The 25,497-nt window shown below is 69.7% G+C and carries 27 protein-coding genes and 1 tRNA gene; 17 read left to right on the plus strand and 11 right to left on the minus strand.

Translation table 11 applies throughout. The features are described 5' to 3' along the window. The first annotated feature begins 80 nt into the window (after positions 1 to 80). Entirely contained in the window at positions 81 to 1,670 is a 1,590-nt protein-coding gene (locus C8E96_RS11285) for a S8 family peptidase (RefSeq protein WP_091379010.1), read from the plus strand. A gap of 80 nt (positions 1,671 to 1,750) precedes the next feature. Here the strand turns inward: C8E96_RS11285 and C8E96_RS11290 are convergent, their stop codons facing one another. Beyond that, positions 1,751 to 2,683 carry a hypothetical protein gene (locus C8E96_RS11290; protein WP_091379007.1) on the minus strand — a complete coding sequence of 311 codons (933 nt, stop codon included), beginning with the start codon at positions 2,681 to 2,683 and terminating at the stop codon, positions 1,751 to 1,753. Between the two features lie 86 nt (positions 2,684 to 2,769). After that, the gene (locus tag C8E96_RS11295) at positions 2,770 to 5,268 is read right to left on the minus strand and encodes a trypsin-like serine protease (protein WP_228770049.1); all 2,499 of its coding nucleotides are present in this window, start codon (positions 5,266 to 5,268) and stop codon (positions 2,770 to 2,772) included. Between the two features lie 169 nt (positions 5,269 to 5,437). On the opposite strand from C8E96_RS11295, the gene C8E96_RS11300 reads away from it, so the two are divergent. From C8E96_RS11300 to C8E96_RS11310, 3 genes are read left to right on the plus strand one after another with little or no spacing between them, the layout of a single operon-like run. Beyond that, entirely contained in the window at positions 5,438 to 6,256 is an 819-nt protein-coding gene (locus C8E96_RS11300) for a helix-turn-helix domain-containing GNAT family N-acetyltransferase (RefSeq protein ID WP_091378998.1), read from the plus strand. Further along, a complete protein-coding gene (locus C8E96_RS11305; protein ID WP_176926791.1) occupies positions 6,256 to 6,672 on the plus strand; it encodes a very short patch repair endonuclease in 417 nt (138 codons plus the stop codon). The genes C8E96_RS11300 and C8E96_RS11305 overlap by 1 nt, the downstream gene beginning before the upstream one ends. A 5-nt stretch (positions 6,673 to 6,677) precedes the next feature. Beyond that, on the plus strand, positions 6,678 to 7,709 hold the full coding sequence (locus C8E96_RS11310; protein WP_228770048.1) for a DNA cytosine methyltransferase: 1,032 nt from the start codon (positions 6,678 to 6,680) through the stop codon (positions 7,707 to 7,709). Positions 7,710 to 8,153: 444 nt separating this feature from the next. Here C8E96_RS11310 and C8E96_RS33990 read toward each other — a convergent pair whose 3' ends face one another. Both C8E96_RS33990 and C8E96_RS33995 read right to left on the minus strand, forming a co-directional pair. Beyond that, entirely contained in the window at positions 8,154 to 8,471 is a 318-nt protein-coding gene (locus C8E96_RS33990; RefSeq protein WP_228770047.1) for a maleylpyruvate isomerase mycothiol-dependent enzyme family protein, read from the minus strand. Continuing rightward, positions 8,465 to 8,812 carry a maleylpyruvate isomerase N-terminal domain-containing protein gene (locus tag C8E96_RS33995; protein ID WP_228770046.1) on the minus strand — a complete coding sequence of 116 codons (348 nt, stop codon included), beginning with the start codon at positions 8,810 to 8,812 and terminating at the stop codon, positions 8,465 to 8,467. The genes C8E96_RS33990 and C8E96_RS33995 overlap by 7 nt, the downstream gene beginning before the upstream one ends. A 64-nt stretch (positions 8,813 to 8,876) precedes the next feature. On the opposite strand from C8E96_RS33995, the gene C8E96_RS11320 reads away from it, so the two are divergent. The 5 genes from C8E96_RS11320 (at position 8,877) to C8E96_RS11340 (ending at position 13,215) form a co-directional block, all read left to right on the plus strand. Beyond that, a complete protein-coding gene (locus tag C8E96_RS11320) occupies positions 8,877 to 9,332 on the plus strand; it encodes a MarR family winged helix-turn-helix transcriptional regulator (RefSeq protein WP_091378990.1) in 456 nt (151 codons plus the stop codon). A gap of 50 nt (positions 9,333 to 9,382) precedes the next feature. After that, a complete protein-coding gene (locus C8E96_RS11325; RefSeq protein ID WP_091378986.1) occupies positions 9,383 to 9,937 on the plus strand; it encodes a PadR family transcriptional regulator in 555 nt (184 codons plus the stop codon). Beyond that, on the plus strand, positions 9,934 to 11,949 hold the full coding sequence (locus tag C8E96_RS11330) for an NADPH-dependent 2,4-dienoyl-CoA reductase (RefSeq protein WP_091378982.1): 2,016 nt from the start codon (positions 9,934 to 9,936) through the stop codon (positions 11,947 to 11,949). Before C8E96_RS11325 ends, C8E96_RS11330 begins: the two co-directional genes overlap by 4 nt. A gap of 218 nt (positions 11,950 to 12,167) precedes the next feature. Further along, positions 12,168 to 12,503, plus strand: coding sequence for a hypothetical protein (locus C8E96_RS11335; RefSeq protein WP_133794348.1), 336 nt, complete (start codon positions 12,168 to 12,170; stop codon positions 12,501 to 12,503). A gap of 214 nt (positions 12,504 to 12,717) precedes the next feature. Further along, positions 12,718 to 13,215, plus strand: a complete 498-nt coding sequence (locus C8E96_RS11340) for a helix-turn-helix domain-containing protein (protein ID WP_091378975.1) — start codon at positions 12,718 to 12,720, stop codon at positions 13,213 to 13,215. A gap of 1,186 nt (positions 13,216 to 14,401) precedes the next feature. Here C8E96_RS11340 and C8E96_RS11345 read toward each other — a convergent pair. Continuing rightward, on the minus strand, positions 14,402 to 15,586 hold the full coding sequence (locus tag C8E96_RS11345) for a M12 family metallo-peptidase (protein WP_091378971.1): 1,185 nt from the start codon (positions 15,584 to 15,586) through the stop codon (positions 14,402 to 14,404). Positions 15,587 to 15,854: 268 nt separating this feature from the next. Between C8E96_RS11345 and C8E96_RS11350 the strand changes: the two genes are divergently transcribed. Beyond that, positions 15,855 to 16,403 (plus strand): DUF4291 domain-containing protein, encoded by a 549-nt coding sequence (locus tag C8E96_RS11350; protein WP_091378967.1) that lies wholly within the window; start codon positions 15,855 to 15,857, stop codon positions 16,401 to 16,403. A gap of 77 nt (positions 16,404 to 16,480) precedes the next feature. On the opposite strand, the gene C8E96_RS11355 is transcribed toward C8E96_RS11350, so the two are convergent. Then, positions 16,481 to 16,556, minus strand: a tRNA-Arg gene (locus C8E96_RS11355). A gap of 113 nt (positions 16,557 to 16,669) precedes the next feature. On the opposite strand from C8E96_RS11355, the gene C8E96_RS11360 reads away from it, so the two are divergent. From C8E96_RS11360 to C8E96_RS11370, 3 genes are all read left to right on the plus strand, one after another. After that, positions 16,670 to 17,581, plus strand: coding sequence for an ABC transporter ATP-binding protein (locus tag C8E96_RS11360; RefSeq protein WP_091378964.1), 912 nt, complete (start codon positions 16,670 to 16,672; stop codon positions 17,579 to 17,581). Beyond that, positions 17,578 to 18,759, plus strand: a complete 1,182-nt coding sequence (locus tag C8E96_RS11365; protein ID WP_091378959.1) for an ABC transporter permease — start codon at positions 17,578 to 17,580, stop codon at positions 18,757 to 18,759. Before C8E96_RS11360 ends, C8E96_RS11365 begins: the two co-directional genes overlap by 4 nt. Positions 18,760 to 18,831: 72 nt before the next feature. Continuing rightward, on the plus strand, positions 18,832 to 19,479 hold the full coding sequence (locus C8E96_RS11370) for a response regulator (RefSeq protein ID WP_091378955.1): 648 nt from the start codon (positions 18,832 to 18,834) through the stop codon (positions 19,477 to 19,479). Here the strand turns inward: C8E96_RS11370 and C8E96_RS11375 are convergent. From C8E96_RS11375 to rpmB, 5 genes are all read right to left on the minus strand, one after another. Further along, on the minus strand, positions 19,476 to 20,987 hold the full coding sequence (locus C8E96_RS11375) for a GGDEF domain-containing protein (RefSeq protein WP_228770045.1): 1,512 nt from the start codon (positions 20,985 to 20,987) through the stop codon (positions 19,476 to 19,478). The genes C8E96_RS11370 and C8E96_RS11375 overlap by 4 nt on opposite strands. Positions 20,988 to 21,075: 88 nt before the next feature. Beyond that, positions 21,076 to 21,318: a 30S ribosomal protein S18 gene (rpsR, locus tag C8E96_RS11380; RefSeq protein ID WP_091378947.1), complete on the minus strand. Its 243-nt coding sequence runs from the start codon at positions 21,316 to 21,318 to the stop codon at positions 21,076 to 21,078. A 5-nt stretch (positions 21,319 to 21,323) separates the two neighbouring features. Further along, positions 21,324 to 21,629, minus strand: a complete 306-nt coding sequence (rpsN, locus tag C8E96_RS11385; protein ID WP_091378944.1) for a 30S ribosomal protein S14 — start codon at positions 21,627 to 21,629, stop codon at positions 21,324 to 21,326. After that, positions 21,629 to 21,793, minus strand: coding sequence for a 50S ribosomal protein L33 (rpmG, locus tag C8E96_RS11390; protein WP_091378940.1), 165 nt, complete (start codon positions 21,791 to 21,793; stop codon positions 21,629 to 21,631). The genes rpsN and rpmG overlap by 1 nt, the downstream gene beginning before the upstream one ends. Continuing rightward, entirely contained in the window at positions 21,793 to 22,029 is a 237-nt protein-coding gene (rpmB, locus tag C8E96_RS11395) for a 50S ribosomal protein L28 (protein WP_091378936.1), read from the minus strand. The genes rpmG and rpmB overlap by 1 nt, the downstream gene beginning before the upstream one ends. Before the next feature lie 95 nt (positions 22,030 to 22,124). Between rpmB and mrf the strand changes: the two genes are divergently transcribed. Genes mrf through C8E96_RS11415 form a run of 4 tightly spaced genes read left to right on the plus strand, consistent with a single transcriptional unit; the run spans position 22,125 to position 25,454 of the window. Then, positions 22,125 to 23,360 carry a ribosome hibernation factor-recruiting GTPase MRF gene (mrf, locus tag C8E96_RS11400; RefSeq protein ID WP_091378932.1) on the plus strand — a complete coding sequence of 412 codons (1,236 nt, stop codon included), beginning with the start codon at positions 22,125 to 22,127 and terminating at the stop codon, positions 23,358 to 23,360. After that, the gene (locus tag C8E96_RS11405) at positions 23,357 to 23,608 is read left to right on the plus strand and encodes a type B 50S ribosomal protein L31 (RefSeq protein WP_091378928.1); all 252 of its coding nucleotides are present in this window, start codon (positions 23,357 to 23,359) and stop codon (positions 23,606 to 23,608) included. The genes mrf and C8E96_RS11405 overlap by 4 nt, the downstream gene beginning before the upstream one ends. Then, on the plus strand, positions 23,608 to 23,769 hold the full coding sequence (gene rpmF / locus C8E96_RS11410; protein WP_091378924.1) for a 50S ribosomal protein L32: 162 nt from the start codon (positions 23,608 to 23,610) through the stop codon (positions 23,767 to 23,769). Before C8E96_RS11405 ends, rpmF begins: the two co-directional genes overlap by 1 nt. 38 nt (positions 23,770 to 23,807) lie before the next feature. Continuing rightward, on the plus strand, positions 23,808 to 25,454 hold the full coding sequence (locus C8E96_RS11415) for a helix-turn-helix transcriptional regulator (protein ID WP_091378920.1): 1,647 nt from the start codon (positions 23,808 to 23,810) through the stop codon (positions 25,452 to 25,454). Positions 25,455 to 25,497 lie beyond the last annotated feature (43 nt).

The raw sequence follows: 25,497 nt of genomic DNA on the forward strand, positions 1-25,497 counted from the left end.
CGGTGTCACACCGTGCTCGAACCCTGCTCGAACCCTGCTCGAACCCTGCTCGAACCCTGCAGAGTAAGGACAGCCAAGCAATGAGAAAACTGACGACCCCACTGAAAGCCCTGCTCCTGGGCTCCGCCGCCGTGGGTCTCGTGGCGGTCGCGGTACCCGCGCTCGCCGCGCCCTCCCAAGCGGCCTCGATCTCCAACGCGGGCGCCCCCGGCACCGTTCCGGACCGCTACATCGTGGTGTTCAAGGACGACAGCGTGAGCCGCGAGTCGGTGTCGGCCAAGGCGAACGACCTGGCGGGCAAGCACGGCGGCCAGGTCAAGTTCACCTACGACTCGATCCTGCGTGGATTCTCCGTGTCCATGAAGGAAAGCCAGGCACTCGCGCTGGCCAAGAACCCGATGGTCAAGTACGTCGAGCAGGCGGTGTACGCCACCGTCACCGACACCCAGCCCAACGCGCCGTGGGGCCTCGACCGGGTCGACCAGCGCGACCTGCCGCTGAACCAGACGTTCGACTACCCGGCCAACCCGGGCCAGGGCGTGCACGTATACATCGTCGACTCCGGACTCAACTCCGCGCACCAGGACTTCACCGGCCGCGTCGCAGCGGGCCGTGACCTCGTCGACAACGACTCCACCCCGCAGGACTGCAACGGCCACGGCACGCACGTCGCGGGCTCCACGGCGGGTACCACCTACGGCCTGGCGAAGAAGGCGACCATCCACGCGGTGCGCGTCCTCAACTGCGCGGGCGACGGCACCAGCGACCAGATCCTCGGCGGTATGAACTGGGTCAAGGCCAACGCCATCAAGCCCGCGGTGGTGAACTTCAGCATCGGCTGCCGGTCCCGCTGCACCGTGCAGAGCTGGGACGACGGCGCCAAGGCCGTCATCGACAGCGGCGTCCAGTGGGTCCAGGCGGCGGGCAACTCCAACGACGACGCCTGCTACTACAGCCCGCAGAAGCTGCCCGCCGCCGTCACCGTCGGCAACAGCAACTCCCAGGACGCGCGCCACAACGGCACCGGCCCGAGCAACTACGGCTCCTGCCTGGACATCTGGGCTCCCGGAACCAACATCGTCTCGGCGTCGCACTCGAGCAACACCGGCACCGCGACGATGACCGGCACCTCGATGGCCTCCCCGCACGTGGCGGGCGCCGCGGCCGTCTACCTCGGACTCAACAACTCGGCCACCCCGGCCCAGGTGCGTGACGCGCTGGTCAACAACGGCTCCACCGGCAAGCTGACCGGCATCAACACCGGTTCGCCGAACGTGCTGCTCTACACCGGTTTCATGAACGGCCCGGTCGACCCGGCCTGCTCCGCGGTGTCGAACACCAACGACGTGGCGATCCCGGACAACAACACCGCGATCACCTCGTCGGTGACCGTGTCCGGCTGCTCCGGCGCGGGCACCTCGGCCACCTCGGTGAAGGTGGACATCAACCACACCTACACCGGTGACCTGGCGATCGACCTGGTCGGCCCGACCGGCAAGGTGTTCAACCTCAAGCAGGCCGGTGGCGCGAGCTCCTCGGCGGGTGTCCACCAGACCTTCACCGTCAACACCGGCACCGAGACCGCCAAGAACGGCGAGTGGAAGCTTCGGGTCACCGACGTCTACCGGTACGACACCGGCAACATCGACGCCTGGACCCTGACCTTCTAACGAACCATCGAGGCCTTGGCGCACAACTGAAGACCGCCCGCGGGAGGTGTCCACACCGGACACCTCCCGTCGGCGCGCCATCACCAGGTCCAGCGGATGCCAACGATCGCGGACTTCTCATCGTGGGTCAGCAGGTGCGCGCTGTTGTACGCGCCCAAGTGCAGCTCCCCGTGGTCGACCTCCGGCAGCCTGCTCGACTCGCGCCGGAACTGCCTGCACGAGCTGGGCACCGCGTCCGGGTGGAACACCACTTCCAGCAGGTATTCGCGGGCGCACTGACGCATCGCCCGGACGAAGTTGGTCGACGCGACCGACCCGTGCCACTGGACCTCGTAGGAGAACGCCGCGGTGTCGCCGATGCGCAGCACGCGGTCGAGCAGGATCTCCGACAGCACGAACCGGCCGGGCTCGTGCGTGCGGGCCTTGCCCAGCGCGCAGCCGCTGAGCGCGGTGATGTCGGGCAGGGCGCGATCGGTCGGCTCCGCGCGGTGCAGGACCACGCAGGTGCGCCGCCAGTCCACTTCGGACCGGACGACCGCGTGCACCACGGTCCGGTTGTCGCGGCCCTCGTGGTCGAGGAAGTGCTGTTCGCGCACGCTCAGGAACGTCAGCTCACCGGGACCCGGGTCGTCGAGTTCGGCCAGCAGCGGGCTCAGCGCGCTCGCGCCGTCCCACAGCGCCTCGTGCGACTTCGCCGAGGACCTCGACGCCCACCGTCCACGCGGCTTTCGCGGGCCCAGCAACGAGATCAGATATCCGGGCGGCAGCCCGAGGACTTCCTCGATGATCGTGACCGCGCGCAGCGAGTCCGGGCGCTCGGGCCGGGTGCGGCCGCGTCGCCAGTAGCTCAGCGTCGACAGGCTCACCTTGACCTCGTGCACGCTCAGCCGCCGCTGCAGCTGTTCCAGGCTCATGCCGCTGCGGTCTATCGCGCGGGTCAGGGCGACCGGGAACGACTCCCGGACACCGGACACGGCCACCGGGTCGCGGTGGGGTGCTGGCAGGGTGTGCATAACGTGTATTCGCCTTCCGGGAACGGAAAACGGCAGGCCCGGGAGCCCCGGACCTGCCGTTTTCGATCAGGTGGAGATTACCGAGTTCAGAGCCGGCCGGCGCTGTTCCCGGTGTAGCTGAACGAAGTGACCGTCAGGGTGTAGGTCGCCGAGCCGGTCTTGCCGTCCGCCGACCGCGCCGTGATGGTGATCGGGTGCGTGCCCGCCGGGGTCTGGAAGTTCGTGAAGACCCAGATCAGGCTGCGCCCGCCCTGCGCCACGGTGGCCGGGTTGAAGTACACCTGGGTGCCCGCGGGGGCGCCGGAAGCGGTGAACGTCAGGTTGCCCGTGCCGCCGAGTGCGGTGGCGTAGAACTCGTTGATTCCGCCCTGCTTCTGCGATCCCGAGGATGGCGACAGGGTCACTGTCACGCCACCCGGGGTCGTGGTGCTCTCGACCTTGAGCGACACCGTGGTCGTCGCGGTCTTGCCGGACGAGTTGGTGCCGGTGACGGTCACCGTGTAGGTGCCCACCGCCGCGCTGCTCGTGGCCGAGAGGGTCAGCGTCGAGGACGAGCCGGTCTGCACCGAGGACGGCGAGAACGACGCGGTCACGCCACTGGGCTGGCCGGAGGCGGTCAGGTTGATCGTCTCCGCGCCGTTGGAACCGGCGGTCGTGCTGATCGTGCTGGTGGTGTTCGCGCCCTGCTTGACGACGACCGAACTCGGCGAGGCGCCGAGCGAGAAGCCGGTCGTCTGGCCGTTGACCGTCAGCGAGAGCGCCGCCGTCGCGGTCTTGCCCGCGGCGTTGGTGGCGGTGATGGTGATCGTGTGCGTGCCCGCCGGGGTGGAGGCCGAGGTCTGCACGACGACCTTGGAGCCGTCGCCCGCCGGAACCTTGGTGGGCTGGAACGTCACGGTCGTGCCCGAGGGCTGGCCGGACGCCGACAGGGTGAGCTCCTCGGCGCCGCCGCTGCCCGCGGTGGTGGTCAGGCCGGTCGAAGCGCCGTCACCGGGGTTGACGCTGACGCTCGACGGGTTGAGCGCGACCGCGTGGTCACCGGGGGTGCCGCCCTTGACGGTCAGCGAGAGGGTGGCCGTCGCGGTCTTGCCACCGGCGTTGGTGGCGTTCAGGTCGATCGGGTAGGTGCCAGGAGCGGCCGACGACGTGGTCTCGATGATGACCTTGGCGCCGTCGCCGGTCTGCACGGTCGACGGGGAGAACGCCACGGTGACGCCGGACGGCGCGCCCTTCGCGGTCAGGGTGACCTCTTCGGGGCCGTTGGAGCCCGCCACGGTCGACAGTCCGGCCGCGGCGCCTTCACCCGGGTTGACCGCGAGGCTGGTCGGGTCGACCGAGACCTTGAAGTCGCCGGTCGGCGTGCCGCCGTCGGTGATGGTCAGCGAAACCGTCGACGAGTACCCCTTGCCAGCGGCGTTCGTGCCGGTCACGGTCACCGTGTAGGTGCCGTTGGGCGCGCTCGCGGCGGCGTCGAAGGTGACCTTGGCGCTGTTGCCCGCGGTGACGTCAGTCGGCTGGAAGACAGCCTGGACGCCCGAGGGGAGGCCGCTAGCGCTGAGCTTGAGGCTCTCGGCGCCGGAGCTGCCCGCGGTCGTGCCGACGGTCGCGGAGCCGTAGGAACCCGCCTTGACCGACAAGGTCGACGGGGTGACCGCGACCTTGGGCTCGGTCGGCGTGACGGGGCCGACCTCGGTCGCGACCCAGTCGCCCATCTCGTTGTTGAGGCGGGCGTAGACGTTCCACCAGTCCCAGGTGCTCTTGCCCCACGACGCGAGGCCGTAGATCTTGCCGTCGACGAGCAGCGGGCCGCCGCTGTCGCCGGGCAGCACGGTCACGGGACGGCCGGTAGCGGTGCCCGCGCAGATCATGGTGGCGTTGTTGAAGCTGCCGACGCTGCCACTGCCGCTGCACTCGTTGTTGACGCCGCCCTGCACGATCGGCAGCTCGGCCTTGTCGAGCGTGACGTCCTTGGTGTCGTCGTTGACGTCCTTCTTGCCGTAGCCGAAGCCGAGACCCTTGCGGCCGACCAGGTTCACGTCCTTGTCCGCCGAGGTGGCGAACTTGGCGAACGTTCCGTTCAGCGGGGTGATGTCACGGTCCAGGGTGACCACCGCGACGTCGAAGCCCTGATCGAAGTTGACGTACTTCGGGTGCTTCTTGTAGGTGACGGCCTTGGCGAACTGGAAGCCGGTGCCCGCACCGCCCTTGTACTCCTTGAGGTCGTTCAGGCCGTAGACGAAGCTCTTCTCGCCTTGGGCGTCCGCGCAGTGCGCGGCGATGAGGATCTTGCGGGGCGCGACGAGTTCGCCGGTGCAGGTCTGGCCCTCCGGCCGCACGCCACCGGCGCGGATGCCTGCGATGATCGGCGCGTACTCGCTCACGGTGGCGTCGGTTCCGCCGATGAACATCGCGCCCGCGTCCGAACCCGGAGCGGGGTTGCCGACGGAACTGCCTTCGAACGTCGAGGCCCAGGCCGTCTCGCCCGCTGCCGACTCGGCCGCGTTCGCGATCGAGCTCCCCAGCGGGACCAGCACCGCGGCGGCAGCCAGGGCCATTACGCCCCAGGACCGTGCTGTTGGTTTCACGATTGTTCCTTTCGGATCTGGCGAACGCTCGTCTCAGGGCAGGGATGACGGCGGTTCGCTTCTCGCCACTTTCGAGTGGCGCCAGGTGAGGAACAATCAGGGGCGGTATCCGTAGGGGTACGGAACTTAATGATCCGCCCAACCATTGACGCTCGTCTATGATGTGTGCATGGCCGGACTCGATGACACGAGCGCGGAGACTTTCGCGCACTGGTTCGCATGCCTCGCCGATCCGACGCGGGTGAAAGTCCTGCACGCGGTCGCCGCCAGCCCGGTGCCCATCACCGTGGGCGCGCTCGCCGTCGACGTGGGCATCAGCCAGCCGACCTGCTCGCACCACATCCGCAAACTGGCCGACGTCGGCTTCGTACTGCTGCGCCGCGAGGGCACCCAGACCTTCGTCTCCGTCAACGACGCGTGCTGTGTCGGATTGCCGCACGCGGCCGAGGTCGTCATGGGCGCGCTGGCGGCGCCGAATGGACCGATGGGCATTCCGGACGATGTCACGGTTCGCGCGATGCAGGACGACGATTGGCCGGTCGTACGGCGCATCTTCGGTGAGGGGATAGCGACCGGGATGGCGACTTTCGAGAGCAAAGTGCCGTCCCGTGAGTCCCTCGACCGGAAATGGCTCAAGGAACACCGCTGGATGGCTGAGCTCGACGGCGAGGCGGTCGGCTGGGCGGCGCTGGCGCCGGTGTCGAGCCGCGCCGCGTACGCCGGGGTCGCGGAGAATTCTGTGTATGTGGCGGAATCCGCCCGCGGCCGGGGAATCGGCAAGGCGCTGATCGACCGGCAGGTGCGGGCCGCCGACGATGACGGGCTGTGGACGGTCCAGGCGGCGATCTTCCCGGAGAACAAGGGAAGCATTTCGCTGCACCGCTCGGCGGGCTTCCGGGTCGTCGGCGTGCGCGACCGCATCGCCCGCCTCGACGGCGCGTGGCGCGACACGGTCCTGATGGAACGGCGCAGCGCCACCTGCTGCTGATGGACACCACACCCGCGACGAGCGCGCGGATGAGCAGGCAGCGGGCCCGCGACACCCAGACGGAGCTGGCCCTGCGCCGGGCGCTGCACGCACTGGGGCTGCGCTACCGCGTCCACCGTCGTCCGCTGCCCGCCGTGCGCCGGGAGGCCGACATCGTGTTCACGCGCGCGCGTGTCGCGGTGTTCGTCGACGGCTGCTTCTGGCACGGCTGCCCGACCCACGCGACCTGGCCCCAGCGCAACGCGGACTTCTGGCGCACCAAGATCGAGACCAACCGCACCCGGGACCGCTCCACCGACTCGGCCCTCGCGGCGGCGGGTTGGGCGGTCGTTCGGGTGTGGGAGCACGAGGACCCGCTGGTCGCCGCTCTGCGCGTGTCCGAGGCCGTCGGGGAGGGTCTGGGCCGGCTACGCTGACCGTCGTGTCGCACACCATGATCGATTTGTTCGCGGGTTGCGGCGGCATGACGTCCGGATTCGTGGCGGCGGGCTTCACCCCGGTCCTGGCGGTCGAGCACAACCTGCACGCGGCGGCGACGTACGCGGCCAACTTCGGCGAGGACCACGTCCGCTGGGCCGACATCGCCACGGTCACCGACATCCCCAGGGCAGACGTGATCATCGGCGGCCCGCCGTGCCAGGGCTTCTCCAACCTGGGCGCCCGTGACGTGGAGGACCCGCGCAACAAGCTGTGGAAGGAATACCTCCGCTTCGTCCGCGCGGCCCGGCCCCGGGCGTTCGTCATCGAGAACGTCGACCGGTTCCTGGCGTCCGCGGAGTTCGCGCTGCTCCAAGCGGAGACCGCCCCGGGCGGCCTGCTCGCCGACTACACCCTCACCCCGGGCGTGCTGCTGGCCGCGGACTTCGGGGTCCCGCAGCGGCGCAAGCGGGCATTCGTCATCGGCTCGCGCGTCGGCCCGATCCCGCTGCCCGCGGCGGCGGGGGAGTGGCCCGGCGTCCGCACTGTGTTGTCGGGGCTCCCGGAGACCCCGGCGCGGACGACCCTGCCGAGTTCGTCGGTGGAGTTCTTCGGGCAGCGAGTGCCCGGCCGCTTCAAGAGCGCCGACCTGCACCTCGGTCGCAACCCGACCGCGCTGTCGTTGGAGCGCTACCGCGCGATCCCGCCGGGCGGTGGCCGCTTCGACCTCCCGGACCACCTGCTCCCACGGTGTTGGCGGGAGAAGAAGACCGGCACCACCGACGTCATGGGCCGCATGCGCTGGGACGCCCCGTCGCTGACGATTCGGACGGAGTTCTACAAGCCGGAAAAGGGCCAGTACCTCCACCCCGAATGGCACCGCCCCATCACCCACCTCGAAGCCGCCCGCCTCCAAACCTTCCCGGACACCTTCGAGTGGTGCGGCTCCAAAATCGAAATAGCCCGCCAAATCGGCAACGCCGTCCCACCCCACCTGGCCACCGCCCTAGCCACCCACCTATCCCCCCACCTCTAACCCCCCACCTCTAACCCCACCCACCCCAACCCCCACCCATCCCCTCCCTACCTCCTCGAGTCGCCCCTCCCGGCACCCGAGCCGCCCCTCCCGGCACCTGACTTCACCCCTCCCGCCCGTTCGCTTCGCGAGTCGCCCCTCCGGGCAAGTGAGTCGCCCCTTCCGGCGCCTGACTTCACCATTCGCGCACCCCACCGCGAGTCGCCCCTTCTCGCAAGTGAGTCGCCCCTCCTCGCAACCGACTTCACCCCTCGCTTCGCGAGTCGCCCCTCCGGGCAAGTGAGTCGCCCCTTCCGGCGCCTGACTTCACCATGCGCGCACCCACCGCGAGTCGCACATTCAGAACTGCGAGTCCAACGTTCCCGACTGCGAGTCCAACCTCCAGGCCCGCGAGTCCCCACTTCCCGACTGCGAGTTCCTAATTCAGGACGGCGAGTTCCCAGTTCAGGACGGTGAGTTCTCGGTTCGGCCGAACACCGTCCGCGCCAATGCCGCCACCCCATCCCCACTCAGCCGCTCCAGGGCCACTTCCCGTCCCGTCAGCAACTGCAGCATCGCCGACGTCGGCCCCTCCACCACCGGTCCTGCGCCCGCGGTCCACCCGGAGTCCGTCCCCACCAGCCGAAACCCGCCCACGCGCTTGCGGGCATGGAACGGCCATCCCATCGACCAAGCCCGCTCCGCTCCCACCCGCGCGGCCGCGGGCGGGATCTCGATCTCCCGGCCAAGCGGCTGCGAAATGTCCTGCGTGTGGGTCAGCACGTCCAGGATCGTGGTGAGCGGACCGGTCCCGGGCGGCGTCCGCCGCGATCCCGCGCCAGCGACCGCAGCAGGCCGACGATCTCACCGGTCGGCAGCTCCGCCTGCCGAATCGCCGTGTCGAGCACCAGCCGATTGAAGTTCCCCCGAGCCCTCGCGAACTCCACCATCGACCGGCCGATCGTGGTCTGCGGCGCCAGTGTCAGGTGCGCGGCGACGTCGCGTACCCGCCAGCCCGGGCACAGCGACGGGTGTTCCCAGTCCCGCGGCGAGAGCGTTTCGAGGAAGTCGGCGAGGCGGAGCCTGGCCGACTCGATCTCGGACCACACCTGTTCGGTCTCCACGTCGACCTCCGATAAGCTAAGGTGTCCTGAATATCAAGCTTCCTGAAGAGTACGAGGAGAGTCGGTGGAAAGCAACGGTCCGGCGAAGTCGCCGCCGCCACGCGGTCCGGAGCGGAACACCGCGGCCCTGCTCTACCAGGCCTACCTCCGGCTCGCGGAAGGCATCGACGCCCGTGCGCCCCGCGGGGACGAGCGCGCGCGTCCGGCGCACGCGGCGGTCTTCATCAACATGGAGCACGACGGCATCCGGCTGACCCGGCTTGCGGAGAAGGCGCGGATGACCCCGCAGGCCATGGGGGAGCTGGTCGACGGCCTCGAAAGCTGGGGCTACCTGCTACGCGTCCCCGATCCGTCGGACCGCAGGGCCAAGCTCATCGTCTTCACCGACAAAGGCCATGAGGCGCTGCGGGCGGCGTTCGACGCGGTCGAGGACGTCGAGGCCAGGCTGCTCGACCTGCTCGGCGCCAAGGACCTCGAGCGGCTCCAGCAGGCACTCATCCAGGTGGCCACCGACTTCTAGAGATATGCGTCTCGTTGCAATGCAACTCGTTGCATAGGTATCGTCGGCGCATGGCGTTGGAGCACGCGATCCTGGTCTCGCTCAGCGAGCGGCCGGGGTCCGGGTATGAGCTCACCCGACGGTTCGACAAGTCCATCGGGTTCTTCTGGCGCGCCACCCACCAGCAGATCTACCGCGTCCTCAAGCGCATGGACGACGCGGGCTGGGTGCACGTCGAGCACGTCCCGCAGGACGGCAAGCCGGACAAGAAGGTCTACACGGTCAGCGCCGAGGGCGCGGCCGAGATCTCCCGGTGGCTGGCCGAGCCCGCTCAGCCGACGGAGTTGCGCGATGAACTCGCGATCAAACTCCGCGCGGCGCACGGCGATCCGGACGCGGTCGCCGCCGAGGTCGCCCGCCACCGTGCCCAGCACGCCGAGCGGCTCGCCCTCTACGAGGCCATGGAACGGCGCGACTTCCCCGACCGGGACGCGCTGACCGGGCCCGCTCTGCACCAGTTTTTGGTCCTGCGCGGCGGAATCGGCGCCGAGCGGGGATTCGTCGCGTGGTGCGACGAGGTTCTGACGGCCCTGCGCCGTGATGCGGAAAGAGGCGAGACGCGATGACCGAGTACCCCACCCTGCTGTCCACTGTGGACCTCGGGTTCACCACGCTGCGCAACCGGGTCGTCATGGGCTCGATGCACACCGGGCTGGAGGACCGCGCCGCCGACGTCCCGAAGCTGGCCGCGTACTTCGCCGAGCGCGCTCGCGGGGGTGTCGGCCTCATCATCACCGGCGGCTACGCGCCCAACCGCACGGGCTGGCTCAAGCCGTTCGCCTCCAAGCTCACCACCGACGCGGAGGTGCGCAGGCACCGGCAGATCACCAAGGCGGTGCACGACGAGGGCGGCAAGATCGCGCTGCAGATCCTGCACGCGGGCCGCTACGCCTACCACCCGTTCAGCGCGTCGGCGTCGGCGATCAAGGCCCCGATCAACCCGTTCCGGCCGCGCGCGCTGTCGGACAGGGGAGTGCGCGCGCAGATCCGCGACTTCGTCAACTGTGCCGTGCTGGCCAAGGAAGCGGGCTACGACGGCGTCGAGATCATGGGATCCGAGGGCTACTTCATCAACCAGTTCCTGGCTCCCCGCACCAACAAGCGCACCGACCAGTGGGGCGGGACGCCGGAGAACCGGCGCAGGCTCGCGGTCGAGATCGTCCGCCGCACCAGGCAGGCGGTCGGCTCCGACTTCATCATCGTGTACCGGCTGTCGATGGCGGAGTTCGTCGAGGACGGTCAGACCTGGGACGAGATCGTCGCGCTGGGCAAGGAAGTCGAGGCCGCGGGCGCCACGATCATCAACACCGGCATCGGCTGGCACGAGGCCCGGGTGCCGACCATCGTCACCTCGGTGCCGCGCGCGGCCTTCACCTCGGTGACGGCCCGGTTCAAGCCGCACGTGTCGATCCCCGTGGTGGCGACGAACCGGATCAACATGCCGCAGGTGGCCGAGGAGATCCTGGCCCGCGGCGACGCCGACCTGGTGTCGATGGCGCGGCCGATGCTCGCCGACCCCGACTGGGTGCGCAAAGCCGAGCAGGATCGCGCGGACGAGATCAACACGTGCATCGCGTGCAATCAGGCGTGCCTGGACCATGTCTTCAAGAATCAGAAGGCTTCCTGCATGGTCAACCCGCGCGCCGCCCGGGAGACCGAACTGGTGCTCCTGCCGACCCGCCGCGCCAAGCGCGTCGCCGTCGTCGGAGCGGGACCGGCCGGGCTCTCGGCCGCGGTCACGGCGGGGCAGCGGGGCCATGAGGTCGACCTGTTCGAGGCGCGCCCGGCGATCGGCGGCCAGTTCGACATCGCCAGCCGCATCCCCGGCAAGGAAGAGTTCACCGAGACGATTCGTTACTACACAAGGCAACTCGAGGTCACCGGCGTCAAGGTGCACCTGGACAAGAAGGTCACCGCCGAGGAGCTGATCGACGGCGGCTACGACGAGATCGTGCTCGCCACCGGCGTCACGCCTCGGATGCCCGCCATCCCGGGTATCGACCACCAGAAAGTTATGTCCTATGTGGACGTCGTCCGGCATGGCAAGCCGGTGGGCGAGAAGGTCGCGATCATCGGCGCGGGCGGCATCGGCGTCGACGTCAGCGAGTTCCTCACGCACAGCGAGTCCCCGACCCTCGACCTGCCCGCCTGGCAGGCCGAATGGGGCGTCGACGACGAGGGCGCGCTGGCCAAGCCCAAGCCGGACCCGTCACCGCGTCAGGTGTTCCTGTTGCAGCGCAAGGAAGGGCGCATCGGCGCCGGGCTCGGCAAGACCACCGGCTGGGTCCACCGCGCCGCGTTGAAGGCCAAGCGCGTCGAACAGATCCCCGGCGTCAATTACGAACGCATCGACGACGAGGGGCTGCACATCACCTTCGGCAAGGAGCGCTCGAAGCCGCGCACCCTGGCCGTGGACAACGTGGTCATCTGCGCGGGCCAGGAATCCCACCGCGACCTGGCCGAGACTCTCCGTGCGGCGGGCCAGTCCGTCCACCTCATCGGCGGCGCCGACGTGGCCGCGGAACTGGACGCCAAACGGGCTATCGACCAGGGAACCAGGCTCGCCGCGGGCCTCTGATCAGCCGGATACAGCCCGGTTGCGTCCCGACTGGGTGAATGCGCCGAGGTGAGCGGCGGGGACGAATACCGGTCGCCGTTCGAAGATCGAAATTCACCGCTCGCCGACGAAACGCCGATAACGAACATCCCGCCTCCGCGCGGTCGGGAAGATTGATGGACAGGGCATTCGATTTGTCCTGTCCACCAATCATCTGACCAGCAAGGAGAGCGGACTGCGTGACGACACAACCATTCTGTGGCGCTGAACCACAGGAGCCCGAGTCGCATCGGGTGCTGCCGGATTCCGGCGAGGAGCTCGTCTCCCTGGATGAATTGCTTTCCCTGGCGGCCACCGCCGAGCCGATCGGCCAGTCCGACGGCGTCCTGGTGGGGTGGGTACGCCAGATCGTGAGTGAGGGATGGGGGCCCACGCTGCGGGCGGCGTTCCTGATCACCGTGCCCGCGGCCGTCATGTTGGTGCTGGCGGGGCTGTTCCCCGCTGTGTGCACGACGATCGCCCTGATCCTCGGCCGCGAGGCCATGCGGATCGGTCGGGTGCCGCGAATCGCGTAAAGGGGGAGGCGGCAGGTTGCTGCTGATATCAGCAACCTGCCGCCTCCGGTTCGGAACTCTGGCCCGTCGCAATGCCTTGACCGGTGTGGTGGCGGGCCAGAGGTCTGTCATAGTGCCCTAAGACTGAGGCTTACTTTAAGGCAACTATCGGCAACAAAACAACTTCGGTGTTTTGTTCGCCTTTGGTGCTCGGGCATGCGAGATCATCGCCCCCATGGCAGGCGGGGACGAGCACAGTTCATGGCCCCTCGGCCCTTTCCTCAACGAGGCGCGGATCGCCCGGAAGCTCACCCAGAAAGCCGCCGCCGCTCGCGCGAACCTGTCCCGCACCGCCTGGCAACAACTCGAAAGCGGCCAACGCGCGGACGGCAACCCGGTGCGCCCCAAAGCCACCACCGTCATCGCCGCCGCCATGGCCGTCGACGCGGACCCGACCAGGGCCCTGGAACTGGCGGGCCTGGACCCGTCCGCGTTCGAACCCTCCCGAGCAGGCCGCCCCGCCACCTCGTTCGCCGAGGCCCGCGCCCTCCTGGCCCAACTGACCGAACCCCAACGCCGAGCGGTGATCGACCTCCTCCGCACCATCGTCCACGACACCCCCGCCGAGCCTTTCCGTGAAGACACGACGTTGAGCGGCCCCGAGCCGACCAGGTGGGACCCCACCGCCCCACCCGCCGAGCCGCCGGCGCGGCCCGAACCTGATTCCGACTGAACCTGCCAAGCCCGATCCCAGGCCCGCCGAATCCACCTCGGCGAGTTGGCTGTGGCCGAGTCCGCTCAGCCCGGTACCCAGCCCGGTCGAGCCTGTCTGGTCGAGTCAGCTCGATACCCGGTCCGGTTGAGCCCCGCCGAGTTCGCTCCGCGCGATACCCGCTCCCGACCGAGCCTGTCCGGTCGAGTTCGCTTGGCCCGGTACCCGGTCCGACCGGGCCGGTCCGGTCGAGCTGCCCGCCGAGCCCGCTCCGCCCGGTACCGGGTTCGGTCGAGCGGCCCGCTGAGTCCGTTCGGCCCGGTATCCGGTTCGGTGGAGCCGCCCGCCGAGTCCGCTCGGCCCGGTACCCGCTCCGGTCGAGGTGCCGTCAAGTTCGTTCAGCCGATACCCATGCCGGTGAGGCCGCCGAGCCCGCTCAGCCCGGTACCCGCTCCAGGCCGAGCCGCCCGTACCTCGATCGGCTGATCCCGACCCGGCTGCCCCTCCAGCCCAGCCCGGCGAGCCTCCGGGCTAGCGCCACTTTTCGGCTGCGAGTGGTGCGCGCGCGAACCTGGCTGTCGCCCCAGGGGCGCGCAAACGCTTTCGGGTGTGCCACGTACCTAGCCACCTGCGCGAATGCCGCTGATCCGCTCGTCGCACGGTAAGTGGTCCGTTTACGTTCACCTCAGCCGAAGTTCGCCGAGGACCTCGCCCACTCGCCCTCACATCCCGGCCCACCCGCTGCCGCTGCGAATATCCGCGGGGCGCCAGGCGAGTGGCGGCTCCGAATGGTCGCGCCGGAGGATTGAGCGCCGATCCCGTTCACTCGGGCCGCCTACCGCGCGGTGTCCCGATCCTTCCGTGCGTCCGCCAATGCGTCGTCCAACATTCCCCTCTCCATCGTGGGATCCAGTTCTCCCAACGGATAGCACCGTCCCCGGCGCGCGATCGCCCGCCCGGTCCGGTCGATCTCCACCGTCCGAAACACCACCACCGCATGGCTCACGATCCGCCCGGCGGGCAACTTTCCTTCAGCCGCAAGGAATCCAGTCAATGCCTCCCCGACGTCGCGCCCACTCGCCACCGATCACCCCCGATTCCGCCGCACCACCAGTGGATCACGATTCGCAGCGAAAAGCACCGGGTCCCGATCCGCCTGTGGACAACTCCTGGGCGGGCGGGCCGGGGCGCCCGCCCAGGAAGTGGTTCAGCGGAACGCGGCGATAGTTGCCTTGGTTTCGTTCAGTACCCGCGCGTTGTCGCTCTTGGCGGCGGTGCCCATGGCCACGCCCTCATAGGACTTCCCGGGGTTCGACCAGTAGTTCAGCCGCGAACAGCTGGTGGGGCAGTCGTAGGCCATGATCGTGCGCCAGGCGTTCCCGTTGCGGAAGCCGTGTCCGTGGGCGAACGGTGTCGTGGACGAATCCGTCTCCGGGTCGTGCCTGGCCGACTGCAGGTGCCCCAGTTCGTGCGCGAAGGTGTAGTAGCCCGTCGCGCAGCCGTGGTAGACCGCCGCGAACGCTGTCGTGGCGTCGGATCCGATGCTCGATGCGAGTCCGCAACCCGATTTGTCGTTGACCAGCAACACATTCAGGTCAGCCTGCTGCTTGTCCCGGCTGGCGTGGATGCCGTCGAGGACACCGTCGGCGGGCTCCCGGAACCGGGCCAGGTCGGCCGTCATCTCCTGTTCCTTGTGCTGCAGCGTCTCGTAGCCGGACAGCTCCAACGTGATCTCGATCCCCGAGTTCTCGTAGCCGCGGTTCGTCTCCGCCACCGCCAGCTCGGCCAGTGCCTGCATGTCCCCGCCGAACCCGGTCGCGGCGTCACTGGTGCCGATCACCTGCACCCGGATCACCGTGTTCGCCTCAAGGGCCGCGGTGTCGGCCATCCGCACTGTCGGTGGGCCCGCTTGCGTCCTCGGATGGTCTGGCGGCATGCGCGACTCGTCGACTTCCGTCACCGCGTGCTCACCGCCGGAGATCGGCTGGATCCGGTACAGCCGCCCGTCGACCCGGACCGACCCGGTCACCCCGCCGCCTCGACGTACCAGGACGACGGACTCCTTCTCGTCGGACCGCAGGCCGCTTGCCTGCCGCTGGCGGTCACGGATCGAGCCTTCCCAAACCGTGCTGCCCAGCGCGGTCGTCCGAACCTGGTCGCGGCGGGCGGTGACCCGCTGATTCCCCAGATCCAGCTCGATCGCGTCAGTCTTCGAATCGACCACACCCGCATCCGCGCGCTTGGCCCACGCACCCGCGGTCCCGGGCTGCGACTCCAAGGCCGCGGTCGACCCGAAGGTGTTCTCCGTGAACAGCTCCCGCCCTGGTTTGTCAGCCGCGGCCGACGGCGCCAGCACTAGACAGGCCGATCCCAACGCGACCGCTCCGACCATGGAAAGCACTCTGGAATTCGCGCGCATCACATATCCCTCGCGTAGGGACCGCCACGCGCGGCAGACGAACCGGGCGAGCCGAGACCAGGTCCGGCAGGGGACTCGACTCCCGGAGAGCCCGCCGCCGCCACGGTCCATGGATGTATGCCCGGCACGTTATCTAGTCGCGGGATGCATCCATAGGGAGTAACTAACTTTCCCTTTTGCCGTTTAGCGAGTGTGGCGAAACTCGGTTGTCGCGCGGACCTGCGATAGCCACGATCACGAGGTGGAAAAGCACGAAATCCGCGCGAAGTTCGACGCGGACACGATCACCGTCTACCAGGCGTACTCACCGGCCATCGCGGACGCGGCACTCGCCGCGGGCACGTTCGTCCCGCCGTTCAAGCGGGAGCGCATGACGTGGATCAAGCCCTCGTTCCTCTGGATGATGTACCGCTGCGGCTGGGCCACGAAGCCCGACCAGGAGCGCGTACTCGCGATCCGCATCACCCGGGAGGGGTTCCAGTGGGCGCTGGACCACTCGTGCCCCAGCTCGCCAGGCCGAATGGACGCCAAGGAGTGGCGCGGGCTGTTGAAGTCGAGCCCCGTCCGCGTCCAGTGGGATCCGGAACGCGACCTGCACCACCGGCCGCTCGCGCACCGTTCGATCCAAATCGGACTGTCCGGCCCCGCCGCCCACCTCTTCGTCGACGACTGGCTCGTCGACCTGGCCGACGCCACCCCGTCGACCCACAAGATCGGCGCCTTGGTCCGCGAAGGCGACCTGGACTCCGCCCGCGGCCTGCTGCCCGCCGAACGGCCGTATCCGGGGTGACCCCCGACCCAGGACAAAGATCAGGCCCCTGACCGCATCGCTGCTGGTCAGGGACCTGATTTTCACCCGGCGAAAGGTGGTGCCCCCGGCAGGATTCGAACCTGCGACGCACGGTTTAGGAAACCGATGCTCTATCCCCTGAGCTACGAGGGCGTGCGCGAACACCATACCGGGTGGGGCCGCGCGGGCCTGCGGGTCCTCCGTCAAGGGCGAAGCCGGTGCACCTAGCCTGGGCGGGAGAATGGGGTGGACCGAGGGGGTGCCGGGTGGGTGATGGGCGGCTGGAGATCGATCGGATCTCCAAGAGTTTCGGCGACGTCGTCGCGCTGCGGGAGTTGGCGTTTGACGTGCGGGCTGGGGAGTTGTTCGGGTTCGTGGGGAGCAACGGGGCCGGGAAGACGACCGCCATGCGGATCGCGCTCGGTGTCCTGGCCGCGGATTCCGGGGAGGTTCGGTGGGACGGCGCGCCGGTCACGTTGGAGACGCGGCGGCGGATCGGGTACATGCCGGAGGAGCGGGGGCTCTATCCGAAGATGAAGGTCGGCGAGCAGCTCGTCTACCTTGCCCGCCTCCACGGGCTCACGCCCGCGGCCGCCGAGCGGGCCGTCGCCGACTGGACTGAGCGGCTGGGGGTGGCCGAGCGGGTCGGTGACGAGGTGCAGAAGTTGAGTCTGGGCAACCAGCAGCGCGTGCAGCTTGCCGCCGCGTTGGTTCATGACCCAGGGATCCTTGTGTTGGACGAGCCGTTCTCCGGCTTGGACCCCGTGGCGGTGGACGTCATGAGCACCGTGTTGCGCGACAAGGCCAAGGCGGGCGTCCCGGTGGTCTTCTCCAGCCACCAACTCGACCTCGTCGAGCGGTTGTGCGACCGGGTCGGCATCGTCCGGAGTGGACAGCTGGTCGCCTGTGACACCGTGGACGCGTTGCGGTCGACCGGCGCCATGGAGCTTGTGGTGGACGCTCCCTCCGCGCCCCCTGGGTGGGCGGACAACCTCAGTGGGGTGGCGGTGAAGGAGCACGTGGGCTCGCGCACTGTGCTCGAACTCGGCGACGGGGTCGACGATCAGGCGGTGCTGCGCGCGGCGCTGGCGACCGGGGCGGTGACGGAGTTCAGCAGGCGGCGGCCGTCGTTGACCGAGTTGTTCCGCAACGTGGTGGCGGACGGGGTGGCGGCGTGAACACGTGGTCGGTAGTCGGGTTGGTGGCGGGCCGCGAGGTGCGCACCAAGTTGCGGTCCAAGGCATTCATCATCACCACGGTCGCCACTCTCGTGCTGCTCGTGGGGTTCGCGCTCGTCATGAAGCTGGCCAGTGGTGGTTCGGACTCGACGGTCGGCCTGACCGGGGGGAGCACCTCCCTTTCCGCGCCGCTCAAGGCGACCGCGGACAGCATCGGGCAGAGCATCGAGACCCGGGAGATCCACGACGAGGCCGCAGGCCGACGGCAGGTCGACGACGGGACGCTCGACGCGCTGCTCGTCGGTGACGGGTCGAACGTCGTCGTGGTCGTCAAGAAGGACATCGACGGGAAGCTGCGCGCCACGCTGAACGTGTTGGCCGGCCAGTTGGCGCTCAACCAGCAGATCGTGGACCTCGGCGGCGACCCGGCCAGGGTCGCGGCCGAGGTCGCGGGCGCCAAGGCCGAGGTGCGGCCGCTGGAACCGCCGTTCGACTACAACGGCCAGCAACTCGTCCTCGGCATGATCGCCGGTGTGCTGATCTACATGTCCCTGCTGGTCAACGGCCAAGCCGTGGCCCAGGGCGTGGTCGAGGAGAAGTCCAGCCGGGTCGTCGAACTGCTGTTGGCGACGATCCAGCCGTGGCAGCTGATGGCGGGCAAGGTCCTCGGCATCGGCCTGGTGGGGCTGATCCAGATGGTGGTGATCGGCGGCGTCGGGGTGGTCGCCGGGCTCGGCTTGGGCGTGCTGACGATCTCCGTCGGCTCCGCTGTCGGGACCGTCGTGTGGCTCGTGGTCTGGTTCCTGCTCGGCTTCTTCGCCTACTCGCTGGTCTTCGCCGCGCTCGGTGCGCTGGTGTCGCGGCAGGAGGACGTCGGCGGGGTGATCACGCCGCCGCTGATGTTCGTCGTCCTCGGCTACGTCGTCGGCATCTCGATCCTGCCGAGCGACCCCGGAAACAAGCTGGTGGAGACCCTGTCGATCGTGCCGCTGTTCGCCCCGACGCTGATGCCGATGCGGCTGGCGATGGGTGGGGTACCGGTGTGGCAGGCCGCGCTGTCGGTCGCCTTGGTCGTCGCGCTGATCCCGGCGCTGGTCTGGCTGTCCGGCCGCATCTACCGCAACGCGGTCATGCGCAGCGGCGGCAAGGTCCGGCTGCGGGACGCGCTCAAGATGTGAAACATATTCACGTCTGTTCGACGTGCCCGCGATACGCAGTAGAGTCTCACATTGCCGACTCGGGGAGGCACTGTGATCAAGGTTTTGCTGGCCGATGACGAGGATCTCGTCCGGTCCGGCCTGCGCTCCATCCTGACCAGCGCGGGCGACATCGAGGTAGTCGCCGAGTGCGACGACGGCGCCCACGTCGCCGATCTCGTGCGGCTGCACCGGCCGCACGTCGTCCTGCTCGACATCCGCATGCGGACCACCGACGGCATCGTCGCGCTCAACCGGGTGATGGAGCTGGCCGACCCGCCCGCGGTGGCCATGCTCACCACCTTCGACGTCGACGAGTACGTGCAGAAGGCGCTCCGGCTGGGCGCCAACGGGTTCCTGCTCAAGGACACCGAGCCGACGCAGCTCGTCAACGCCGTGCGCGACCTCGCCCGCGGCGGCGCCGTGCTCGACCCGAACGTCGCCGCCCGGGTCATCGCCGCGATGGCCGACGGGCAGCGGGCCGCCGAACCCGCGCGCAAGCTGCTGTCGTCGCTGTCGGGCCGCGAACTCGAGGTCGTCGCGCTGATCGGCCAGGGCATGTCGAACGCCGAGATCGGCAACACGCTGCACCTGTCCGAGGCCACCGTAAAGGGGTACGTGTCCTCCGTGCTCGGCAAGATCGGTGCGGCGAACCGGGTGCAGGCCGCGCTGGTGGCTTATCGCGGCGGTTTGATCGGCTAGGCGCCGGTGTGGACCTCGACCCGGTTACGCCCGCGCCGCTTCGCCCGGTAGAGCGCGACGTCGGCGTTGGCGAACAGCTTCTCCAGGGTGTCCGCGCCGTAGGCGACTCCGATGCTCACCGTCGGCCGCCGCGTGGTGCCGAGCACCGCGGTCCAGTCGTGCAGGTCGACGGACAGGCGGATCCGCTCGGCCACCGCGACCCCGACCGACGAGGTCCGGCTGGTCGAGTGGTCGATGGCCGCCTCGGTGAGCAGCACGACGAACTCGTCGCCCGCCCACCGCGCCACCACGTCGCCGACGCGGCACTCGGCGCGCAGCAGCTGGGCGATCTCGCGCAGCGCCGCGTCGCCCGCCGCGTGCCCGGCGGCGTCGTTGACCCCCTTGAACCAGTCGACGTCGATCAGCACCAGCCACGGCACCCGCCCGTTCGCCCCGGCGCGTTCGAGGACCTCGGGTGCCGTGCGTTCCAAGCCGAACCGGTTACTCAGCCCGGTCAGCGGGTCTCGTTCCGCGGCCTCCTGTGCGGCCATCGCCTGGTGTCGCGCGCGCACCGCCTGCCTGCGCTGCTCGAGCGCCTGGCCTAGGCCTTCCTGCACGGTCTCCAGCGCGGTCTGCCGGGCGGAGATGTTGCGCCGCAGCGCTTCGGCTTCACCGGCCGGGTCGCCGTTGGCCCGGCAGATGTCGGCGAGATCCTGCGAATACCGCTGTATCAACGAAACGTCGTTGATCCACTCGGCGTCGTCGACGGCGATGCGGGCGTGGCGGGTGGCGTCGGCGAGCTTGCCCTGCTTGCGGCGGACCGTGGCGATGACCCAGTGCCCCACCGAGTTCACCCACCGGCTGCCGATCATCTCGGCTTGCCGCAACGCGGAGTCGGCCGTGCGCTCGGCGCGCTCCAAGTCGCCGATGCCCGCCAGGGAGGCGCCGTACGCCGCGAGCAGCGCGAGGTAGACCCGACCGTCGCTGACGAGGGACAAGCCCTCCTCGAACAACGGGATCGCCTCGCGGAACACGGTTTCCGCCTCATTCGGCGGGAGTTCGCAGGCGCGGAAGTTCAGTGTTCCCGCCAGTCCTTGCAGGCAGTGCGCCAGGATCTCGACGTCGCCACCGCCGCGGGCGACGTCGACGGCGATCCGGCTCATCTCCAGCGACGCCCGCCGGTGCCCGATGCCTTCGAGGAGGTAGCCGAGCCTGCCGAGCGTGTCGGCGGCCGCGGACCCGGTCGGGTTCTCGGTGTCGATCTCGCTCCAGCCCTCCGCGGCCAGTTCCAGCGCCAGCGGAATGCGTCGCAGCCGCCAGGCCGCGACCGCCCGCCGGGTCAGCAACGCGGCCCTGGTCCAGGGGTCGAGCCCAGGGGGCACCTTGGCGACGATCTGGTCGAACAAGGAGTTGGCCTCGTCGCTGCGGCCCGCGTCCAGCAGCAGCCGCACTTCGCGGTCGGCGCTCAGCGCCTCGGTCGCGTCCGCGTCGACGCCGTCCTGCCCCACACGGTCCCCGGATGTCCTCACCGAACGGTCGCCCGAGCGACGCGATCGTGGTCTGCGACACAGTAGGGGGCAGGCTACAAGGCCGCTCGGGCGTGACCCGTTCGGAGTATCAGGACTTGCTGGGACCCGGGCAGGGCAGCAGCGCCATCTCGCGCGCGTTCTTGATCGCGGTGGCGACCTGCTTCTGCTGCTGCGGAGTCAGTCCGCTCACCCGACGGGACCTGATCTTGCCCCGGTCGGAGATGAACTTGCGCAGCAGCGTCACATCTTTCCAGTCCACTGTGGACACACCGGCGGTCTTCAGCGGATTGGGCTTCTTCTTGCCGGGCAACCGGCGTTCTGGCTTGGCCATGGCTCCTACCAACTCGACTTGTTGACACCGGGAAGCTCGCCGCGGTGGGCCATCTCGCGCATCCGCACGCGGGACAGGCCGAACGCGCGGAGGAACCCGCGCGGCCTGCCGTCGACGGCGTCGCGGTTGCGCACGCGGGTCGGGCTGGCGTCGCGCGGCAGCTTCTGCAGCCCGATCCGGGCGGCCTCGCGTTCGGCGTCGGTCGACTTCGGCGAGCGGAACGCCTCCTTGAGTTCGGCGCGGCGCTCGGCGTTGCGGGCGACGACCAGCTTGCGCTGCTCGTTCTTGGCGATCTTCGACTTCTTGGCCATCAGCGGTCCTCTTTGAACTCGACGTGGCGGCGGACCACGGGATCGAACTTCATCAGCACCAAGCGGTCCGGGTCGTTGCGCCGGTTCTTGCGGGTGACGTAGGTGAACCCGGTCCCGGCGGTGGAGCGGAGCTTGATGATCGGGCGAATCTCGTTGCGGGCCATCAGATCCGCTGTCCTTCCTTGCGCAGACGGGCCACCACGGCCTCCACGCCCTGCTTGTCGATGGTCTTGATGCCCTTGGCCGACACCCGCAGGCGCACCCACCGGTTCTCCGATGGCAGCCAGAAGCGGCGCTGCTGGATGTTCGGGTCCCAGCGGCGCGAGGTCCGCCGGTGGGAGTGCGACACCTGCTTGCCGAACCCCGGCTTGCGGCCGGTGACCTGGCAGTGAGCGGACACGGCGCCTCCTTGAAATGAGATCCGTTTTCATTATGACGCTCGCCAGGGTAGCGTCGGCATCGTCAAGATGGAAATCGTTGTCGATAGGAGTCCACGTGTCGAACGACCGGCGCACCCGCCTGGTCCTCGTCTCCGGCCTGCACCGGGAGTCGACGGCCATGCTGTCGGCCCGCTTCATGACCGGTCTGCCCGGCACCGCCGTCGTGCACCACGACCTGCGCCGGATCGCCGAGGGAACCGTGCGCAGGCGCCTGCGGTTCGGCCGGGCCGACACCACGACCACGCTCGAACTCGCCCACGGCTGCGTTTCCTGCACCCTGCGCGAAGACCTGCTCCCGCTGCTGCGCGCGTTGACCGTCGACCCGCGGATCAAGCGCGTCGTGCTGCACCTCGATCCGATGGTCGAGCCGGAGCCGGTGTGCTGGGCGCTGGAGAACGTCCTCGTCGGCGACCAGACGATCGGCGACCTCGTCGAGCTCGAGGCGGTTGTCGGGGTCATCGACCCGCGCTCGTGGCTGGGCGACTGCTCCGGCGACGTGCCGCTCGCCGACTGCGGCATCGGCGCCCTCGACGACGACCGCACGCTCGCCCAGGTCGCCGTCGGCCAGGTCGAGTTCGCCGACGCCATCGTCACCGCGGGCACCGCTGGGGAGCCGTGGAACGCGGCCCGGGTCGCCGCGGTGCTCGACCGGCTCACCCCCTTGGCGCCTCGGTTCGACCTCGGCCAGGTCGACCCGGCCGAGTTGCTCGCGGCGATCCCGGACAACGCCCGGCGCGGCACCGCCGACGGCGCCCACGGGCCGCTGCTGCGCGGACAGCCGCCGCTGGAGTCGGACTGCGGCGTGAGTGTCACCGTCTTCCGCGACCCCCGCCCGTTCCACCCGGAGCGGCTGCACGAGGCGATCGATGTCCTGCTCGACGGCGTCGTCCGCGCCCGCGGCCGGGTGTGGGTGGCGAGCCAGCCCGACGTCGCGCTGTGGCTGGAGTCGGCGGGCGGCGGCCTGCGGGTCGGCCACGCGGGCGCCTGGCTCGCGGCCGTCGACGACGAGGCCTGGGCCAGGGCGGACCCGGAACGCCAGGCGAAGGCGGCGCTGGAGTGGCACCCCCGCTTCGGCGACCGGCTCCAGGAGATCGTCGTGCTCGCCCACCAGGCCGATCCGCACGACCTCACCGCCGCGTTGACCGCGGCCCTGCTCACCGACGCCGAACTCGCCGACGAGGCCGCCTGGCCGGGCTACGCCGACCCGTTCGGCGAGTGGCACCAAGACCCGTGTGAGGACAGCGAGGCCGTCGATCTCGGCGTGCCGACCACCCGAAAGGAAGAATCATGAAACCGGGGATCCACCCCGAATACCACCCCGTGGTGTTCCAGGACCAGTCGACGGGCAAGGCGTTCCTGACCCGCTCGACGGCCACCTCCGCCAACACGGTGACGTGGGAGGACGGCAACACCTACCCGCTGATCGTGGTGGACGTGACGTCGGACTCGCACCCGTTCTGGACCGGCAACCAGCGGGTCATGGACACCGCGGGCCGCGTGGAGAAGTTCAACCGCCGCTATGGGAAGCGAGTGCGCTGATGGCTGTGCCCAAGCGGAAGATGTCGCGGTCCAACACCCGCTCGCGCCGCTCGCAGTGGAAGGCCGCGGTCCCGGAGCTGGTGCCCGTGACCGCTCTGGACGGCCGCAAGCTGATGGTGCCGCGCAAGCTGGTCAAGGCATACCAGCGCGGTCTGCTTTAGACAGTGACGGCGGGGTGCCGCTGTGACACGATTCCCGTATGGCCGGGGCCGATTCGGCACCCTCACCGGCCGCGCTGGTCGCGGCGGGCGAGTCGGCCCTGTCCCAGGGCGCCTGGGAGCGCGCGCGAGCCAGTTTCGAGGCGGCGCTCGCGGCGGAGACGTCACCCGAAGGGCTCGACGGGCTGGCTCGGGCGCTGTGGTGGTTGGACCGCCCGGCGGACGCCATCGAGGCGCGAGTGCGCGCGTACGCGCTGTTTCGCCGTGCGGGGGACGTGGCCCGCGCGGTGCGCATAGCGTTGTGGCTGGCCCACGAGTACTCGGTGGTGCACGGGAACGAGCCCGCCGCCGAGGGTTGGCTCGCCCGAGCCGAGCACCTGCTGGCCGACCAGGGCAACGCTCCCGAGCGCGGGTATCTGGACCTGGCCAAGGCCGAGCGGTGCCTGGATCCCGCGCTGGCGGCAGGCCACGCCGCGACCGCGTTGACACTGGCCCGCGAGCTGGCCGACTCGGATCTCGAGCTTGCCGCGCTGTCCCGGATCGGACTGGCCAAGATCACGCTGGGCGAGGTGGACGAGGGCCTGCGCCACCTCGACCAGGCCATGGCCGCGGCGACCGGCGAGGAAGCGGCGACCTTCGAGGCGGTGGCGCGAACCTGCTGCAGCCTGGTCCTTGCCTGCGATATCGCCGGCGATGACGACCGCGTCCGCGAGTGGGGCAAGGTCATGGAGGGCTACGTCCACCGCCACAACGAACTCCCGCTGCTGAATTTCTGCCCGACGTGCGCGGCGGATCTGCTCAGCCCGGACGAGTCCGAGGCCGAGCTGGTGCACGCCCTCGCCGACCTGGCCGACACCGGCAGGCGGTCCCGGTGCGTCGATCCCGCTGTGCGGCTCTCCCAACTGCGGCTCGCGCAGGGGCGGATCGAGGAGGCCGAGGAAGCGCTCGTCGGATACGGCGGATCGCCGACGGCGGTGCGGGCCGACGCGGCGATCCGACTCGCTCGCGGTGAGCCCGCCGCCGCTGTCGCGTTGCTCGATCGGCAGCTGTCGCTCATCAGCCGGTCCGGGCTGCTCGCGGTGCCACTGCTCGCCCAACTGGTCGAGGCTCAGCTCGCCGACGGCGACGCCGAGGGCGCCCGGACCACGGCCGAGGAGTTGATGGGCCTCGCCCAGGCGGGCACAGACCGCGTCACCGCCATCGCCACCGTGGCCGCGGGTCGCGTGGCACTGGCCACGGCGGCGCCGGATTCGGTCGACCTGCTCGAACGCGGCGCGGAGCTGTTCGGCCGGTTGCGCATGCCGTACGAGGAGGCGCGGGCCCGGCTCGAGCTCGCAACCGCGCTGCGCAGCCGGAACGGGGTGCTCGCGGTTGTGCAGGCCCGGTCCGCGCTCAAGGGGTTCGAGCGGCTGGGGGCGCGCCATGAGGCCGACCGGGCCGCGGCCATGCTGCGCGACCTGGGCGTGCGGGGCCGCACCGGCCCGAAGGACCTCGGCCTGCTGACCGAGCGGGAGCAAGAGGTGCTGCGCCTGCTCGCCCGCGGGCTCACCAATCGGGAGATCGGCGCCCGGCTCTTCCTGAGCGCCAAGACAGTCGAACACCACGTCGGCGCCGTGCTGCGCAAACTCGGTGTGAAGACCCGAACCGAAGCGGCCGCCGCCCTCTCCCGCGTCGAGGGCGGCGAATAGGGGAATTCCCCGATCCTTCCCGGTCGTGGACGGCGCAGCCTCC

Origin of the sequence: Actinokineospora alba (assembly GCF_004362515.1) — a bacterium.
GTDB lineage: Bacteria > Actinomycetota > Actinomycetes > Mycobacteriales > Pseudonocardiaceae > Actinokineospora > Actinokineospora alba.

Coding starts and splice junctions, on each gene's coding strand:
- C8E96_RS11340 (WP_091378975.1), top strand. CDS start 12,718: ATGGCAGGCGGGGACGAGCACAGTTCATGGCCCCTCGGCCCTTTCCTC.
- C8E96_RS11290 (WP_091379007.1), bottom strand. CDS start 2,683: ATGCACACCCTGCCAGCACCCCACCGCGACCCGGTGGCCGTGTCCGGT.
- rpsN (WP_091378944.1), bottom strand. CDS start 21,629: ATGGCCAAGAAGTCGAAGATCGCCAAGAACGAGCAGCGCAAGCTGGTC.
- C8E96_RS11345 (WP_091378971.1), bottom strand. CDS start 15,586: ATGGTCGGAGCGGTCGCGTTGGGATCGGCCTGTCTAGTGCTGGCGCCG.
- C8E96_RS11305 (WP_176926791.1), top strand. CDS start 6,256: ATGGACACCACACCCGCGACGAGCGCGCGGATGAGCAGGCAGCGGGCC.
- C8E96_RS11330 (WP_091378982.1), top strand. CDS start 9,934: ATGACCGAGTACCCCACCCTGCTGTCCACTGTGGACCTCGGGTTCACC.
- C8E96_RS11325 (WP_091378986.1), top strand. CDS start 9,383: ATGGCGTTGGAGCACGCGATCCTGGTCTCGCTCAGCGAGCGGCCGGGG.
- rpsR (WP_091378947.1), bottom strand. CDS start 21,318: ATGGCCAAGCCAGAACGCCGGTTGCCCGGCAAGAAGAAGCCCAATCCG.
- rpmF (WP_091378924.1), top strand. CDS start 23,608: ATGGCTGTGCCCAAGCGGAAGATGTCGCGGTCCAACACCCGCTCGCGC.
- C8E96_RS11285 (WP_091379010.1), top strand. CDS start 81: ATGAGAAAACTGACGACCCCACTGAAAGCCCTGCTCCTGGGCTCCGCC.
- C8E96_RS11415 (WP_091378920.1), top strand. CDS start 23,808: ATGGCCGGGGCCGATTCGGCACCCTCACCGGCCGCGCTGGTCGCGGCG.
- C8E96_RS11405 (WP_091378928.1), top strand. CDS start 23,357: ATGAAACCGGGGATCCACCCCGAATACCACCCCGTGGTGTTCCAGGAC.
- rpmG (WP_091378940.1), bottom strand. CDS start 21,793: ATGGCCCGCAACGAGATTCGCCCGATCATCAAGCTCCGCTCCACCGCC.
- C8E96_RS11300 (WP_091378998.1), top strand. CDS start 5,438: ATGGCCGGACTCGATGACACGAGCGCGGAGACTTTCGCGCACTGGTTC.